This window comes from Roseateles sp. So40a, assembly GCF_048081605.1.
Classification (GTDB): domain Bacteria; phylum Pseudomonadota; class Gammaproteobacteria; order Burkholderiales; family Burkholderiaceae_C; genus Roseateles.
In genome coordinates, this window is sequence record NZ_CP182288.1 from 4,031,203 (window position 1) to 4,045,032 (window position 13,830).

15 protein-coding genes are annotated in these 13,830 nt (G+C 69.5%); 11 read left to right on the plus strand and 4 right to left on the minus strand.

Annotation, left to right across the window (positions count from 1 at the left end):
- Positions 1 to 11: 11 nt before the first annotated feature.
- From cobO to ACNI65_RS18330, 7 genes are all read left to right on the plus strand, one after another.
- Positions 12 to 581 (plus strand): cob(I)yrinic acid a,c-diamide adenosyltransferase, encoded by a 570-nt coding sequence (gene cobO / locus ACNI65_RS18300; protein ID WP_416758485.1) that lies wholly within the window; start codon positions 12 to 14, stop codon positions 579 to 581.
- Between the two features lie 60 nt (positions 582 to 641).
- On the plus strand, positions 642 to 1,598 hold the full coding sequence (gene cbiB / locus ACNI65_RS18305) for an adenosylcobinamide-phosphate synthase CbiB (RefSeq protein WP_416763651.1): 957 nt from the start codon (positions 642 to 644) through the stop codon (positions 1,596 to 1,598).
- Complete coding sequence (locus ACNI65_RS18310; protein WP_416758486.1) at positions 1,598 to 2,791, plus strand: pyridoxal phosphate-dependent aminotransferase; 1,194 nt, start codon at positions 1,598 to 1,600, stop codon at positions 2,789 to 2,791. Before cbiB ends, ACNI65_RS18310 begins: the two co-directional genes overlap by 1 nt.
- Positions 2,792 to 2,823: 32 nt before the next feature.
- Positions 2,824 to 4,290 (plus strand): cobyric acid synthase, encoded by a 1,467-nt coding sequence (locus ACNI65_RS18315; RefSeq protein ID WP_416758487.1) that lies wholly within the window; start codon positions 2,824 to 2,826, stop codon positions 4,288 to 4,290.
- Positions 4,291 to 4,324: 34 nt separating this feature from the next.
- The gene (gene cobT / locus ACNI65_RS18320; RefSeq protein ID WP_416758488.1) at positions 4,325 to 5,368 is read left to right on the plus strand and encodes a nicotinate-nucleotide--dimethylbenzimidazole phosphoribosyltransferase; all 1,044 of its coding nucleotides are present in this window, start codon (positions 4,325 to 4,327) and stop codon (positions 5,366 to 5,368) included.
- A 140-nt stretch (positions 5,369 to 5,508) separates the two neighbouring features.
- Positions 5,509 to 6,213 carry a YIP1 family protein gene (locus ACNI65_RS18325; protein ID WP_416758489.1) on the plus strand — a complete coding sequence of 235 codons (705 nt, stop codon included), beginning with the start codon at positions 5,509 to 5,511 and terminating at the stop codon, positions 6,211 to 6,213.
- A gap of 248 nt (positions 6,214 to 6,461) precedes the next feature.
- The gene (locus ACNI65_RS18330) at positions 6,462 to 7,031 is read left to right on the plus strand and encodes a hypothetical protein (RefSeq protein ID WP_416758491.1); all 570 of its coding nucleotides are present in this window, start codon (positions 6,462 to 6,464) and stop codon (positions 7,029 to 7,031) included.
- A gap of 5 nt (positions 7,032 to 7,036) precedes the next feature.
- Here ACNI65_RS18330 and ACNI65_RS18335 read toward each other — a convergent pair whose 3' ends face one another.
- The gene (locus tag ACNI65_RS18335) at positions 7,037 to 7,777 is read right to left on the minus strand and encodes an NUDIX hydrolase (RefSeq protein ID WP_416758493.1); all 741 of its coding nucleotides are present in this window, start codon (positions 7,775 to 7,777) and stop codon (positions 7,037 to 7,039) included.
- Between the two features lie 94 nt (positions 7,778 to 7,871).
- Between ACNI65_RS18335 and ACNI65_RS18340 the strand changes: the two genes are divergently transcribed.
- The 4 genes from ACNI65_RS18340 to ACNI65_RS18355 all read left to right on the plus strand — a co-directional run bounded on the left by ACNI65_RS18340 (position 7,872) and on the right by ACNI65_RS18355 (position 10,926).
- Positions 7,872 to 8,432: an NADAR family protein gene (locus ACNI65_RS18340; RefSeq protein ID WP_416758494.1), complete on the plus strand. Its 561-nt coding sequence runs from the start codon at positions 7,872 to 7,874 to the stop codon at positions 8,430 to 8,432.
- Positions 8,433 to 8,640: 208 nt separating this feature from the next.
- Positions 8,641 to 8,997 carry a hypothetical protein gene (locus ACNI65_RS18345; protein ID WP_416758495.1) on the plus strand — a complete coding sequence of 119 codons (357 nt, stop codon included), beginning with the start codon at positions 8,641 to 8,643 and terminating at the stop codon, positions 8,995 to 8,997.
- 173 nt (positions 8,998 to 9,170) lie between these two features.
- The gene (locus ACNI65_RS18350) at positions 9,171 to 10,490 is read left to right on the plus strand and encodes a hemolysin family protein (protein WP_416758496.1); all 1,320 of its coding nucleotides are present in this window, start codon (positions 9,171 to 9,173) and stop codon (positions 10,488 to 10,490) included.
- Positions 10,477 to 10,926: a hypothetical protein gene (locus tag ACNI65_RS18355; RefSeq protein WP_416758498.1), complete on the plus strand. Its 450-nt coding sequence runs from the start codon at positions 10,477 to 10,479 to the stop codon at positions 10,924 to 10,926. The genes ACNI65_RS18350 and ACNI65_RS18355 overlap by 14 nt, the downstream gene beginning before the upstream one ends.
- On the opposite strand, the gene ACNI65_RS18360 is transcribed toward ACNI65_RS18355, so the two are convergent.
- From ACNI65_RS18360 to ACNI65_RS18370, 3 genes are all read right to left on the minus strand, one after another.
- Complete coding sequence (locus tag ACNI65_RS18360) at positions 10,923 to 11,363, minus strand: hypothetical protein (protein ID WP_416758499.1); 441 nt, start codon at positions 11,361 to 11,363, stop codon at positions 10,923 to 10,925. The two genes, ACNI65_RS18355 and ACNI65_RS18360, sit on opposite strands and share 4 nt — an antisense overlap.
- Before the next feature lie 13 nt (positions 11,364 to 11,376).
- Positions 11,377 to 12,627, minus strand: a complete 1,251-nt coding sequence (locus tag ACNI65_RS18365) for a hypothetical protein (RefSeq protein WP_416758500.1) — start codon at positions 12,625 to 12,627, stop codon at positions 11,377 to 11,379.
- Between the two features lie 239 nt (positions 12,628 to 12,866).
- Complete coding sequence (locus ACNI65_RS18370) at positions 12,867 to 13,784, minus strand: amino acid ABC transporter substrate-binding protein (RefSeq protein ID WP_416758501.1); 918 nt, start codon at positions 13,782 to 13,784, stop codon at positions 12,867 to 12,869.
- Positions 13,785 to 13,830: the final 46 nt, after the last annotated feature.

The following is a 13,830-nucleotide window of genomic DNA, read 5'->3' on the forward strand; positions in this document are numbered from 1 at the left end:
GGAGTATCAACATGGAAATCGAACAACCGCCGGTCGACCGCGTGCGCATCATTCCCGAGGGCGAGCGCCGCGGGCTGGTGCTCGTGCACACGGGCAACGGCAAGGGCAAGAGCACTGCCGCCTTCGGGCTGGCGCTGCGCGCGCATGGGCGCGGGCGCAAGGTCCACATCTACCAGTTCATGAAGGTGCCCAGCGCACGCTTCGGCGAGCATCGGCTCTTCGAGCAGATCGGCGTGCCCATCGAGGGTCTGGGCGATGGATTCTCCTGGAAGAGCAAGGACCTGGACCATTCCGCGCAGCTCGCGCGCGACGGCTGGGAACGCGCCAAGGCGACGATCCTCGGCGGCGAGCATTTCCTCGTCGTGCTCGACGAGATCATGTATCCGCTGCGATACGGCTGGCTGCCGCTGGAGCCCGTGCTGCAGACGCTGCGCGAGCGGCCGTCCCACGTGCACGTCTGCCTGACCGGCCGCGGCGCCCCGCAGGAGCTGATCGACCTGGCCGACACCGTCACCGAGATGACCATGGTGAAACACCACTTCAAGGCTGGGGTGCCCGCGCAGCGAGGAATTGAAGATTGACCGCTAAGCTGCGCGCCTGATCCGACCTCCCCGACCGAAGTGCCGACCGTCATGAACTGGATGCCCTGGCTGCCCGCGCTCGCGATCCCGATCGCGCTGCTGCTCGACCGAACCTTCGGTGAGCCGCCCTCGGCCGTCCATCCCGTCGTGGGCATGGGCCGTTTCCTCGCCCTCTTCGGCGATCGGCTCTGCGCGATGTCATCCAAGCCCGCCTTCCTCGGCGGCGCGCTCGTCTGGCTGCTCGGCGCCACGCTCGCTGCCCTCAGCGCCTGGGCCATCGAACACCTCGTCATCGCCGGACTCGAGCCGTGGTGGGGCGGTTGGCATCTCGCGGCCGCCGCCGTCGTGCTCGGCCTCGCGCTCAAACCCATGCTCGCGTGGCGCATGCTCCGCGACGAGGTCAGCGCCGTGGAAACCGCCCTCTCCCGCTCGCTCGGCGAGGGCCGCGCCCAGTTGTCCCGTCTCGTGAGCCGCGACACCAGCACCCTCTCCGCCCTCGAGGTCCGCGAGACCGCCATCGAGACGCTCGCCGAGAACCTCAACGATTCCGTCATCGCGCCACTCTTCTGGTTCATGGTCGCCGGCCTGCCCGGCGCGGCCCTCTACCGCTTCGCCAACACCGCCGACGCGATGTGGGGCTATCGCGGCCGCTGGGAATGGGCCGGCAAGTGGGCCGCGCGCGCCGACGACGTGCTGTCCTGGATCCCCGCGCGGCTCACCGGTCTGGCACTCGTCGCGCTGCGCCCGGCGCTGCTGCGCCCGCTGCTGCGCGAGGCCGCGCGCACGCCTTCGCCCAACGGCGGCTGGCCGATGGGCGCGATGGCGCTGCGGCTGGGCCGCAGCCTGAGCAAACCCGGTCACTATCGACTGAACCCCGCCGGCGGCCCCGTCGCCGCTGACGACATCACCACCGCGCAAGGCCTGGCCGCCGGCGCGATGCTCGCGCTGGCCGCCGTGCTGGCGCTGGGCACCGCCGCGCTGCGCGGCGGCCTGCATTTCGGTCCGGGAGTCTCGTGATGCCGTTCCCGATCTCGCCCATCCACGGCGGCAACGCCGGCAGCACCCACGGCGGCACCGACGCCGGCCCGCCGGTGCTGCACGACTTCTCGACCAACTCCCACCCGCTCGGCCCGCCGCCGGCGGTGCTCGAGGCCGTGCTGGCCGCGGATCGGCAGCGTTATCCGGATCCCAGCTACACCGCGCTGCGCCAGCGCTTGGCGGACTGGCATGGCGTCGATCCCGACCGCGTGCTGCCCGCCTCGGGCGGCGCCGAAGCGATCCGCCGACTGACGCTCGCTGCCATGCTCGCAGGCGTCGTCCGCGTGTGCGTGCCGCGGCCCGGCTTCGGCGACTACGCTGCGGCCGCGGCCGCGCTGGGCCTGGAGGTCATCGGCTACGAAGACCCCTTCCAGCTGGCCGACTCGCTCACGCGACCGTCGCTGGTCTGGGTCTGCGATCCCAACAACCCGACCGGCGCGAGCCTCGGTCCCGACGAGTGGGGCGCCGTCGCGCACGCGCTGGGTCAAAGCGGCTCGCAACTGGTGATCGACCAGGCCTACGACGCCTTGCGCCTGGGCGGCGCGAGCGCGCTGCCGCAGGCGATCGCCGATGCCGCCTGGCGCCTGATCTGTCCCAACAAGGCGCTGGGACTGACCGGCGTGCGCGGCGCCTACCTGCTGGGCCCGCGCGATGGGCTGTGGATCGACCGCGTCGAGGAACTCGCGCCGAGCTGGGTGCTGTCCGCCGAGGGCGTGGCGCTGCTGCAGGCCTGGTCCACGCCGGCCATCCGCCATGAGCTGAACGCCTCGCTGCCGGTGCTGCGCGACTGGCGCGCGACGCAATGGGCGCGACTCGCGGCGTTGGGTTTCGATCAGATCGACGGCGGCGTGGCCAACTTCTGGCTCGCGGCGCTGCCCGCGCCGTGGCAGTCCGCGCCCGAGCCGCTGCTCGCGGGCCTGCGGGCGATGGGCGTCAAGCTGCGCGATGCGAGCTCCTTCGGCCTGCCCGGGCTGGTGCGGATCTCGGTGCAGGCGCCCGCGGCCGTCGATGCGCTGGCCGCGGCGCTGCGCACCTTCACCGAGCACACACCGATGCCCCTCCTGCCCCCCGCACCTGCCCGCGTCTCGCGCCACGGTGCCTTCGACACCACGCAGTTTGATTCACGCCTCGAATCCCGCATCGACACCCGCTTCGAAGGAGAGGCCCTGTGAGCGCGCGTCCCTCGACCCGAGGCCGGGCCGTCATGGTTCTGGGCACCACGAGCGGCGCGGGCAAGAGTTTCCTCACCACCGCGCTGTGCCGCTGGTACGCGCGCCAGGGCCTGCGCGTGGCGCCGTACAAGGCGCAGAACATGAGCAACAACGCGCGCGTGGTGCCCGGCCTCGGCGGCCGGCCCGGCGAGATCGGCTCGGCGCAGTACTTCCAGGCGCTGGCGGCGCGCGCGCGGCCCGAGGTCCGCATGAACCCGGTGCTGCTCAAGCCCGAGAAGGACACCGCGTCGCAGGTCGTCGTGCTGGGCGAGGTCGACGAGGCGCTGAGCCGCGCGCCGTGGCGCGAGCGCAGCGAGGCGCTGTGGCTGCGCGCGCGCGGCGCGCTGCATGAGCTGCTCGACGAGAACGAGGTCGTCGTCATCGAGGGCGCCGGCTCGCCCGCCGAGATCAACCTGCACAGCAGCGACTACGTGAACATGCGCACCGCGCGCGAGGCCGAGGCCGCCTGCCTGCTGGTCACCGACATCGATCGCGGCGGCGCCTTCGCGCATCTGTACGGCACGCACCAGCTGCTGCCCGCCGAAGAGCGCGCGCTGATCCGCGGCTTCGTGCTCAACCGCTTCCGCGGCGACGCCTCGCTGCTGTCGCCCGGCCCCGAGATGCTGCAGCAGCTGACCGGTGTGCCCACGATCGCAACGCTGCCGATGTGGCGCGGGCACGGACTGCCCGAGGAGGACGGCGTCTTCGATGACCGCGCCACGGGCGGTTTCTCCAGCGGCGATGGCCAGCGCCCGATCCGCGTCGTGGTGGTCGCGTATCCGCGGCTGTCCAACCTGGATGAGTTCCAGCCGCTGCGCAACCTCGACGAAGTCCGCCTGAGCTGGGCGCGCACGCCCGCGGAGCTCGAAGGCGCCGACTGGATCGTGCTGCCGGGCTCGAAGGCGGTCGCCTCGGACCTGGCCTGGCTGCGCGCGCAGCGGCTCGATGTCGCGATCTCGGCGCATGCCGCCGCCGGCCGCCCGGTGCTGGGCATCTGCGGTGGCCTGCAGATGCTGGGCGAGGCGCTGGTCGATCCGCACGGGCTGGACGGCAACGCACCCGGGCTCGGCCTGCTGCCGCTGGTCACGCTGTTCGAGCGCGAGAAGCTGCTGCGCGAGACCGAATGCCGCTTCGCCACCGCGCTGGAAGCGCCCTGGGCCGGCCTGTCCGACCAGGCGGCGCGCGGCTACGAGATCCATCACGGCCGCACCGCCCAGCATCCCGGCCTGCCGACGGCGCGGCCGGTGCTGTTCGACGGCCTGGGCGAGCCGCTGGGCTGGCAGCACGGGCCGGTGATCGGCCACTACCTGCACGGCCTCTTCGAGGACGAGCGCGTGTTGACCGCGCTGTTCCGCCGGCCGGTGCGCCCGCTCGACCAGGTCTTCGATGAGCTGGCCGACTACATCGACCGACATTTCGCGCCCGGCGCGCTGATGGGGCTGCTCGCCCCGACGCGTTGAACGCGGCCCCCTTTCCCCTGAAGTTCCGACGTCCATGACCACGCAAGACCTGATCCCCGCGATTCCCTCCCTGCACGACGCCACGCTGGCGGCGGCGCTGCGTCACCGCATCGACCGCAAGACCAAGCCGCTCGGCGCGCTGGGCCGGCTCGAGGGGCTCATGATGCAGCTCGGCCTGATCCTGGGCAGCGAGCAGCCGCGCCTGGTGGAGCCGCAACTGATGGTCTTCGCCGCCGACCACGGGCTGGCCGCGCATGGCATCTCGGCCTATCCGTCCGATGTGACCTGGCAGATGGTCGAGAACTTCCTGGCCGGCGGCGCGGCGGTGTCGGTGCTGGCGCGCCAGCACGGCCTGCAGCTGAGCGTCGTCGATGCCGGAGTGCGTCACAGCTTCGAGCCGCGTCCGGGCCTGCTGATCGCCAAGATCGCGATGGGCAGCCGCGACATGCTGGAAGGTCCGGCCATGACGGTGGATGAATGCGCCACCGCGGTGGCCGCGGGCAAGACGCTGCTGCAGAAGCGCCCCGGCAACGCGCTGCTGCTGGGCGAGATGGGCATCGGCAACACGTCGGCCGCCGCGCTGCTGCTGGCGCGCCTGGGCGGTCATGCGCTGGCGGACTGCGTCGGCCGCGGGACCGGGCTGGATGACGCGCAGCTGCGCCACAAGCTGGACGTGCTCACGCGCGTGCTGGCCAAGCATCCGCGCGCGACCGAGCCGCTGGCGGCGCTGGCCGCGCTGGGTGGCCTCGAGATCGCGATGATGGTCGGCTCCATCCTGCAGGCGGCGCTGGAACGGCGCGTGATCGTCGTCGACGGCTTCATCACCGGCGCGGCGGTGCTGGTGGCGGCCAAGCTGCAGCCGGCGGTGCTGGAGCGCTGCGTCTTCGCGCACCGTTCCAACGAGCAGGGCCATCGACTGATGCTGCAGTCGCTGGAGGCCGAGCCGCTGCTGGATCTCAGCCTGCGGCTGGGCGAGGGCTCGGGCGCCGCGCTGGCCTGGCCGCTGCTGGAGTCGGCGTGTCGCGTCCTGGCCGAGATGGCGAGCTTCGATTCGGCGGGCGTCAGCGACAAGGCCTGAGCGCGGGGGCCGGGAGCGCGCGCTCCAGGATCGAGAACCCAGGCAAGCCACGACGGAATGGGGCCTCCCGCGCGGACACAATGTCGCCTGCGGCCATGGAGCCGCCTTCGACAAGACCACACATCCTCGGGAGGATCCTCATGAATACCGATCTGCCGGCGTCGCCGGACGCCCCCATGACGCTGTCGCCCTCGCCGCTGTCGGCGAACGGGCTGTTCCAGCTCCTGTTCCAGCCGCGCAAGTTCTTCCTGGACACGCCCCGCCTCGCGCGTCGTTTCGAGCTGATGGTGGCCGTGTACCTGATCGGCATCGCGGGCGCGATCGACAAGGTGGACCAGCGCCTGCTGGAAGCCGCGCTCAAGGGCGACGCGCTGCCCAACGACGACTTCATGGCGACGCTGCTCAACTCCTGGCCCTCGTACTGGGGCGTAGTGCTGGGCGGCGGCATCCTGGCGGCCGCCATTGCGTGGTTGATCGGCGGCTGGTTCTACGGCACGCGCGTGTCCTGGAGCGGCGCGAAGGACATGGATCCGACACTGGCTCGCCGCGTCTGGGCGTGGCAATCGCTGGTCACGGCGCTCCCGCTGACGCTGCTGGCGGTGGCGCACACACTGCTTTATTCGAACTACGCCGCGGCATGGCGCGCCGATGACTTCGTCGGCGGCCTGCTGGTGATGGTGGCGATCGTCTGGAGCTGCACGGTGAGCTACGTGGGCGCAACGACGGTGTTCACGCTCAAGCGCGGACGCGCGGTGTTCTGGTTCCTGATCGCGCCGATCACGTTCTACCTGGTCATCGCGTTCGGCGCCGGGCTGATGGCCTACAACAACGCGACCGGCGGATGAGCGGGCCGTTGCTCGACACGTCCGACCAGGGCACGGCGGCCGCACAAGCGTGGTGAGCGTCGGCGGTCGGGACGCCGAAGCGGTGCGCTGACGCACGCTTCGCGAGCGACGCCGGGTCAGGGGACACGAGCGCGGCGCAGGACGAAGGTCACGTCGCGGGAAGGCCGATGGGCGCTAGATTCCCGGCGGCTCCGCTGCCGCGGGGCTGGCCGGGTCCAGCCGGCCGTGGCCTCCCCAGACCTCCTCCCATGATCGATCCGACCGCTTTCGCCGCGCCTTTCGGCGGCTTGCCAGTGCCCGAGGCGCTGCTCGCCTTGCTCCGTTTCCAGAACGACGTGGGCTACGGCAACTACTCCGCCGCGTTGACCCTCACCGATGACGACCACTCGGGCCTTGAGCACGGCTGGTCCGGTGATCCGGCGTTTCTCTCACGACTGATTCCTTTCGCGCGGGCGAGCGCTTCGGGGTCGTTCTACGCGTTGTGGAATCCGGACCCCTCGCAGACGCCGATGCCCGATCGATGGCCGGTGGTGGCGTTCGGGGACGAAGGCGGCGAGTGGATCGTCGCGCGCGACGTGCGCGAGCTGCTGCGCGTGAGCAGCTGCGATGTGGAACCGCGCATCGATTTCGACCGCATCCACTTCTTCCGCAGCGAGCATCACTATCGCAAGAGCGACGGGCTCGATGCCTACATCAACTGGTTGCGTGAGCAACTGCAGCTGGCGCCGGTGGATGACCCCGAGGAGATCCTCAAGGCCGCACAGCGCGAATGGCAGGGCGACTTCGAGACGTGGCTACATGGGTTCTTGCAGGGGTGAGGGGATCACTCCCCCTGCCTCGGACTGAAAGTCCGCGGGAACACGACCAGCCGCTTGCGGTCCTTGAGACAGTAGCCCATCGCTGAGCGCTTGGCGTCACCGGACATCGCGCCCTCCTCGTCGAGGAAATCGGCCGCAAGCATGCGCGTGCGGAAACCGCTCTTGTCCACCGGACGGCCGAGCACGATCTCGTACATGCGCTGCAACTGCGGCAAGGTGAAGGGCTCGGGCAGCAGGAATGCGGGCAGCGAGGTGTACTCGACCTTGCCGCGCAGGCGCTCGACCCCGGCCTTCAGGATCGCGGCGTGGTCGAAGGCCAATCGCGGCCGCTTGAGGAGCGCATCGACCTCGAACCAGCCGACGTCCGCTGCGTTCGCGCCCTTGGACAAGGTCACGCCGTCGGCCGGGATCAGCGCGAAGTAGACATGCGTCGCGGACCAGCCGCGCGGATCGCGGTCGCGCCCGCCCCAGCTGCCGAGCTGCTCCAGGTAGGGGCTGGTGACGCCGGTCTTCTCCGACAGCTTGCGACGCGCGCAGGCTTCGAGGTCGCGATCCCGATCGACATCGACGAACCCGCCTGGCAACGCCCACCGCTCGGGGAACGGCTCGTTGGTCGTGGCGGGTCTCTGCACGAGCAGCACACGCAGTTGCTCCTCGATCACCGAGAAGATCACCACGTCCACGGTCGTGTAAGGCAACGGGAAGGCCGGGATCTGTGGCTTGCGGCGCGAAGCGTCGGTCTTCATCGTCATTGGCGCTTGCTTCATTCGATTCTGAGTTGTATTGTGCAACCCTTGATGAGTTGCACTATACAACTCATCTTCGATTGGGAGAACAAGAATGACTTCACCACATCAGACACGCGACGTGCGAGCGCTCGTCGAATCGCTGCAATCCGGGAGCTCTGCGGAGTACATCTTCTTCTGGGGCCACCGCCCGCCCAAGGGCGAAGGCGTGACGGCTTCCTGCTTCAGCCAGTGGTACGACGCGCCGTTCACGGTGGACGGGGAGCACTTCCGCACGGCGGAGCACTTCATGATGGCCGGCAAGGCCGCGCTGTTCGGCGATCTCGAACTGCGTCGGCAGATCCTCGACGCGGAGACGCCCGATCAAGCCAAGGGGCTGGGACGCAAGGTCGCCAGCTTCGATGAAGCGCGCTGGGCGCAACACCGCTTCGAGATCGTCGTGGCCGCCAACCTGGGCAAGTTCAGCGGAAACGGGAAGCTGCGCCGTTTCCTGCTCGACACGGGAGATCGTGTGCTGGTCGAGGCCAGCCCGGTCGACCCGGTCTGGGGTATCGGTCTCGCGGCCAACGACCCGGCCGCGCAGGACCCCGCACAGTGGCGAGGGCTGAACCTGCTCGGATTCGCGCTGATGGAGGTGCGGGAGCGGCTGCGTTAGCACGAGGGCATGCCGCTCTAGCCCCCTCGCCTGCGAAGCGGGAGAGGGCGGGGGGTGAGGGCTCGGGTGAGGACACGGTGCCCTTCGAAGAGCCCTCACCCCAACCCTCTCCCGCTTCGCAGGAGAGGGGGTTCACCGGGTGGTCGCACTGTCCGTACGCACAACCCCAGATCTGACCGATTCCGGCGGCCCGATAGAATCGCGCCCTGTGACCCGCTGGCTCCGCATCCTCGTCCTGACGATCCTCCTCCCCGCTTACGGCATCGCTGCCGCCGGCGTGACGATGTTCGCCGCGGGCGTCGCCCATGCGCAGCACCTGCTGGTCGACGGGCAACCCGCCGATCCCTCGCTCGCACCGAACACCAGCTCGGAAGACGACCACGCCGCCGACATCGCCGCCCTGCTCTTCGAGCTCGGCGACACCTCGGACGACATGCCCGACCACTGCAAGCCCGACGCCGAGCCCCTGCCCGCCGCCGAGCCCGCGCCCTCCGCACTTCCCACGCCTGCCCTGCACGAGCCTCAGCGCTGCCCCCAGCCGCTGCTGCGGCCGCCGCGCGCCTGACGCGCACCCCCGTGTAGCCCGCAGCGAGGCGCCTCGTCGCCTCATCCCTCCTCGTTCCCTTTCACAACGCCACACGCGTCACGCCTTCGCGCGTCCGCGCGTTCCCGCGCCCGTCCCGCCGCGCGCCTCGATCACGAGGCGTCTCGGGCCATGGCGCGTTCAACGCCTGCATCATGGAAATCGCCATACTCTTCGCCCTCATCCTGCTCAACGGCCTGTTCGCCATGTCCGAGATCGGACTGGTGACCGCGCGCCGCGCGCGCCTGCAGAAACTCATCGACGACGGCGACTCCGCCGCCGCCGCGGCCGTCAAGCTGGGTGAGGACCCGACTCGATTCCTGTCCACGATCCAGATCGGCATCACCTCCATCGGCGTGCTCAACGGCATCGTCGGCGAGGCCGCCCTCGCCGGTCCGCTCGCCATCTGGCTCACCGGCCACGGCGTGCCCGCCGAGTACGCCAGCGGCGCCGCCACCGGCCTCGTGGTCGTGCTGATCACCTACTTCTCAATCGTGCTGGGCGAGCTCGTGCCCAAGCGCCTGGGCCAGTCCAACCCGGAAGCGGTGGCCCGCCTGGTCGCGCGCCCGATCGCCGCGCTCGCCGTGGCGACCAAGCCCTTCGTGCGGCTGCTGTCGGGCTCGACGAACGCCTTGCTGCGCCTGCTCGGCGTGAAGCAGACGGCGGCGTTCAACGTCACCGAGGAAGAGATCCACGCGGTGCTCGCCGAGGGCACCAGTGCCGGTGTCATCGAGTCGCATGAACACGCGATGGTGCGCAACGTCTTCCGCCTGGACGATCGCCAGATCGGCTCGCTGATGGTGCCGCGCAATGACGTCGTGTGGCTGGACCTGGCCGATCCGATGGAGACGACGCTCGCGCGCATCGAGGCGACGGACCATGCGCTGTTCCCCGTAGTGCGCGGTGGACTGCACGACATCGTCGGCGTGGTGAACGCGCGGCAGTTGTTGTCCGAGATGCTGCGTGATCGCAAGCCCAAGCTGGATGAGCGACTCGCGCCGGCGCTGTACGTGCCGGAGACGATCACCGGCATGGAGCTGCTGGCCAACTTCCGCTCGTCGGCGGTGCACATGGCGTTCGTCATCGACGAGTACGGCGAGGTGCAAGGCCTGGTGACGCTGCACGACCTGATCGAGGCGATCACCGGCGAGTTCCAGCCGCGCGATCCGTCGTCGGCCTGGGCGGTGCGCCGCGACGATGGCTCCTGGCTGCTGGACGGTCACATCCCGGTGCCCGAACTCAAGGACAGCCTGGGGCTCGATGAAGTGCCCGAGGAGCAGCGCGGCCGATATCACACGCTGAGCGGAATGATGATGCTGCTCACCGGCCGTCTGCCGCGCGAGGCCGATTCGGTCGAGTGGGAAGGCTGGCGCTTCGAGATCGTCGACATGGACGGCAAGACGATCGACAAGGTGCTGGCCACGCGCTTGAAGAAGGTCGTGGAGGACGCGGAGGGCGATCATGTCGTGGCCTGACATCGCGCGGGTGGCGGCCGTCGTGATCGCTGCGCCGCTGCTGGTGTCCTGCTCGGAGGGCTATCCCGGCGAGGATCGGCCCATCGTCAGCCCGTTCGACATGAACAACGCGCAGCGCGTGGCGGAGCTCAACGTGGTCGGACGCGACGCACCCGGCGTGCGCTGGCGTTACGCGTTGAGCGAGGGCTGTGCGCTGGAGGTCGAGCACGGCAGCGGCAAGGACAAGCGCCGGGTGGCGGTCACGCTGACGCGCGGGATGGACGCTGAGGTGGTCTTCGACCAGGCGACGAAGACCTACGACGTCGCGTTGATCGATCGGTCCACGGACGCGGCTCAGCCGATCGCCACGCTGTTCAAGACGGACGGATGGACCTATGCGACGCAGGCAAGCCTGCTGGTGGATCTGTTGATCAGGGATTGTGGGAAGAGCGTTTAGCGCGACCACCCCCAGCTCACCGTCGCTTCGAACGACGGCACCTCCGCGGTTCCGGCGTCGGTCCGCAGGATCAGCAGGTAGTGCTCGACGCCCTGGCCCAAGGTGCGTTGAAGCTCGATCCCCGTCACCCGCGGTGAGGTCTGCGAGAAGAGGTCCGCACGCGGATGCCCGTCTCGATCGAGCAGATCGCCCGTGATCGGGTAGACCGCGTGTTGCACGATCTCCATCTGAGCCTGCAACACGATGCGCTCCGCTGCGCGCCGCAGTCCGACCGCCTCCAGCATCCGCTTCGCGCGAGCGCGCCAGCAGTCCGCCACGGCCACGCCGTCGAAGCCCAGCGTCAGGTGTTGCCCGGTCGCGTCAGACCAAGGCGTCGACGAGCGCAGCGTCCATGCCACCTGCTTGCCGCTCCAATCGGCGAGAAGCTCCTCCGTCATCGGGCTGCCGCGCTCACCTCGAATACCCCGAATCCTTGATGAACACGGCGCGCTGCTTGTCGCCGTTGAACGCGAAGAGCACGCGTTGCTGCTCGCCGTTGTCGCGCTCCACGACCATGGCCCAGCGGTCCAGCCGATACCGGCCCGTGAAGTCCGCGCCATTCCTGCGCTGCGTCGACCCACCACCCGCGCCCGCCCCCACCGCGCTCACCGACGAGGTCCCCGTGCTGCCGCCGCGCGAGTAGCTCGTCGTCGCCATCCCTGTCACGCCCGCCGCCGCGGCCATGCCGCCCGTCCCGAACATCGCGCGGCCGCTCTGCTCGAACTGCCCATCCCCGCGGAACTGGAAATGGTTCTGCGCGCTGCTCCCGCCCAGGATCGAGTACCACGAGTGCGTGAACTTGCCCTCCACCTTCTCCCCCGCCGACGCCGGCTGCGCCGGATTGCCGAGGATCGTGCGCCACTTCGACTCGTCGCTCTCCTTGATCTGCCAGTCCTTGCCCTCTCGCCGCCACTGCATCACCCGCTCGGGCTGCAGCCGCCGCACCGCGGCCATGTCGAGCTCATCGGGCGGCGTGTCCAGCCGCAGATATCCCGTGCCGTCCTTGAGCAGCAGATGCAGATGCTCGACCCGGCTCTCGCCGCTGGGCTGATACCAGGTCCACAGCACGTACGCGATGTCCTTGTCCGCCACGCCCTTGCCCGGCGCGACATGGATCGCGCGCTCCACCGCGGCGCGGCGCTCCTGCTGCTCGCTGCGCGCCGTCGTCTCGCGCTGTCGCTTGTCATCGCCCGCCTGCGCGCGCAGCGCCGGCCACAGCTCATTCGATCGCGTCGAGATCGCCTTCAACCCGCCGCCGTAGCGCTGCAGCAGCGCCTCGTCCTGCGAGAACGCGATGCGCATCCACTCGACCTGACCGTCGCGCGGCGGGCGCATGTAGACCTGCGTCTCGACGTTCTCACCCGCCACCGTCACCACGCAGCTCTGCACGATCACACCCGCGGTCAACACCTCCGGCGGCTTGCAGGCGGGGCGTCCACTCGTGCCCAGACCCCGCATCGGATCGGTGATCCGCGCGAACGCGTCCAGGCCCTGCGCGCCGCCCACCGACAGCGGCGGCGCGGCCCAGAGCTGGAAGATCCGTCCCGGCGGCAGATCCGCCGGTTGCTGCAGCAGGCCGTTGTCGGCCACGCGCATCGTCCATCCGGGCGGCGGCTCGTACGCGAGCGCCGGCAGCACCGGCGCCATCGTCATGGCGAGCACGAACGCTCGCACCGGCGAAGTGAAGCATCGACGAAAGACTTCCAGGCGCATGACGGTCCCGCGGCAGTGAGGAGCGCGCAGTGTCACGGCGATGCGCCCGCGCGCGCCCCCCAAGCCCTAGGGAGTGCAAGACCCGGCATCTCGCCACCGCATTCCGGACCCACAAACGCCAAGCGGGCCCGAAGGCCCGCCTGTTCTCATCGATCAGCGATCAGCGATCAGCGATCAGCGATCAGCGATCAGATCGAGTAACCCAGCAGCATCGCAACGCCGGCTTCCTTGTTGGGACGCTTGAAGCCGTCACGCGTCAGGCGGTTCATCGGGATCGACAGCGCCGAGGTCTGGAACCACTTGGCGTAGAGCTGGTCGATCTCGCCGCTGCTGTATACGCGGCTCAGCGCACGGTCCACCGCGGTCGCGAGCTTCGCGTCACCCTTGCGCATCATGATCCCGTAGGGCTCCACCGAGAACGCCATCTGCCCCAGGCTCAGGCTGTCCAGCGCCTTGTCCTTGGACGCCAGGCCCAGCAGCAGCGCATCGTCCTGCGCGAACGCGCGGGCCTTGCCGTCGCGCAGCGCCTTGAAGGCATCGTTGTTGCTCGGGTACTGCACCAGCTGCATCTTGGCTTCGCCGGACTGGTTCAGCTGGTTGAACAGCTTCTCCGACGTCGTGCCCTTGCTCAGCGCGATCGTCATGCCGTCCAGGTCCTTGATGGACTCCACCTTCGAGCCGCTGGCCAGCAGCACGCGCATGCCCGCGACGAAGATCGTGTAGCTGAAGTCGACCTGCTCCTGACGCGCCTTGGTGTTGGTCGTCGACCCGCACTCCAGGTCGATCTCGCCCTTCTGCAGCTTCGGGATGCGGTCCGCACCCGACACGACCACGTAATTCACCTTCAGCTCGGGGAGCTTCAGTTCCTTCTTGATCTCGTCGACCGCGGCCAGGCACAGCTCGACCGAGTAGCCCTGTCCCTGCTTCTGCTCGTTGACGAACGAGAACGGACGGGCCGCTTCGCGCACGCCCAGCGTGATGGTGCGGGAATCCTTGATGCGGGCCATCGTGTCGATGGCGGGACCGGCGGCAGCGGCGGAGAACGACGTCAGAGCCGTCGCGGACAAGACAACGGCGCCGCTCAGGCGCCGGATCGCGGAGGACATGGTGGACTTCAGATCGGTGAAAACCCTGAATTCTAAAGATCGCACT

Bases quoted from the DNA above. Each gene is read 5' to 3' on its own strand.
- cobO (WP_416758485.1), top strand. From the start codon at position 12: ATGGAAATCGAACAACCGCCGGTCGACCGCGTGCGCATCATTCCCGAG.
- cbiB (WP_416763651.1), top strand. From the start codon at position 642: ATGCCCTGGCTGCCCGCGCTCGCGATCCCGATCGCGCTGCTGCTCGAC.
- ACNI65_RS18310 (WP_416758486.1), top strand. From the start codon at position 1,598: ATGCCGTTCCCGATCTCGCCCATCCACGGCGGCAACGCCGGCAGCACC.
- ACNI65_RS18315 (WP_416758487.1), top strand. From the start codon at position 2,824: ATGGTTCTGGGCACCACGAGCGGCGCGGGCAAGAGTTTCCTCACCACC.
- cobT (WP_416758488.1), top strand. From the start codon at position 4,325: ATGACCACGCAAGACCTGATCCCCGCGATTCCCTCCCTGCACGACGCC.
- ACNI65_RS18325 (WP_416758489.1), top strand. From the start codon at position 5,509: ATGAATACCGATCTGCCGGCGTCGCCGGACGCCCCCATGACGCTGTCG.
- ACNI65_RS18330 (WP_416758491.1), top strand. From the start codon at position 6,462: ATGATCGATCCGACCGCTTTCGCCGCGCCTTTCGGCGGCTTGCCAGTG.
- ACNI65_RS18335 (WP_416758493.1), bottom strand. From the start codon at position 7,777: ATGAAGACCGACGCTTCGCGCCGCAAGCCACAGATCCCGGCCTTCCCG.
- ACNI65_RS18340 (WP_416758494.1), top strand. From the start codon at position 7,872: ATGACTTCACCACATCAGACACGCGACGTGCGAGCGCTCGTCGAATCG.
- ACNI65_RS18350 (WP_416758496.1), top strand. From the start codon at position 9,171: ATGGAAATCGCCATACTCTTCGCCCTCATCCTGCTCAACGGCCTGTTC.
- ACNI65_RS18355 (WP_416758498.1), top strand. From the start codon at position 10,477: ATGTCGTGGCCTGACATCGCGCGGGTGGCGGCCGTCGTGATCGCTGCG.
- ACNI65_RS18360 (WP_416758499.1), bottom strand. From the start codon at position 11,363: ATGACGGAGGAGCTTCTCGCCGATTGGAGCGGCAAGCAGGTGGCATGG.
- ACNI65_RS18370 (WP_416758501.1), bottom strand. From the start codon at position 13,784: ATGTCCTCCGCGATCCGGCGCCTGAGCGGCGCCGTTGTCTTGTCCGCG.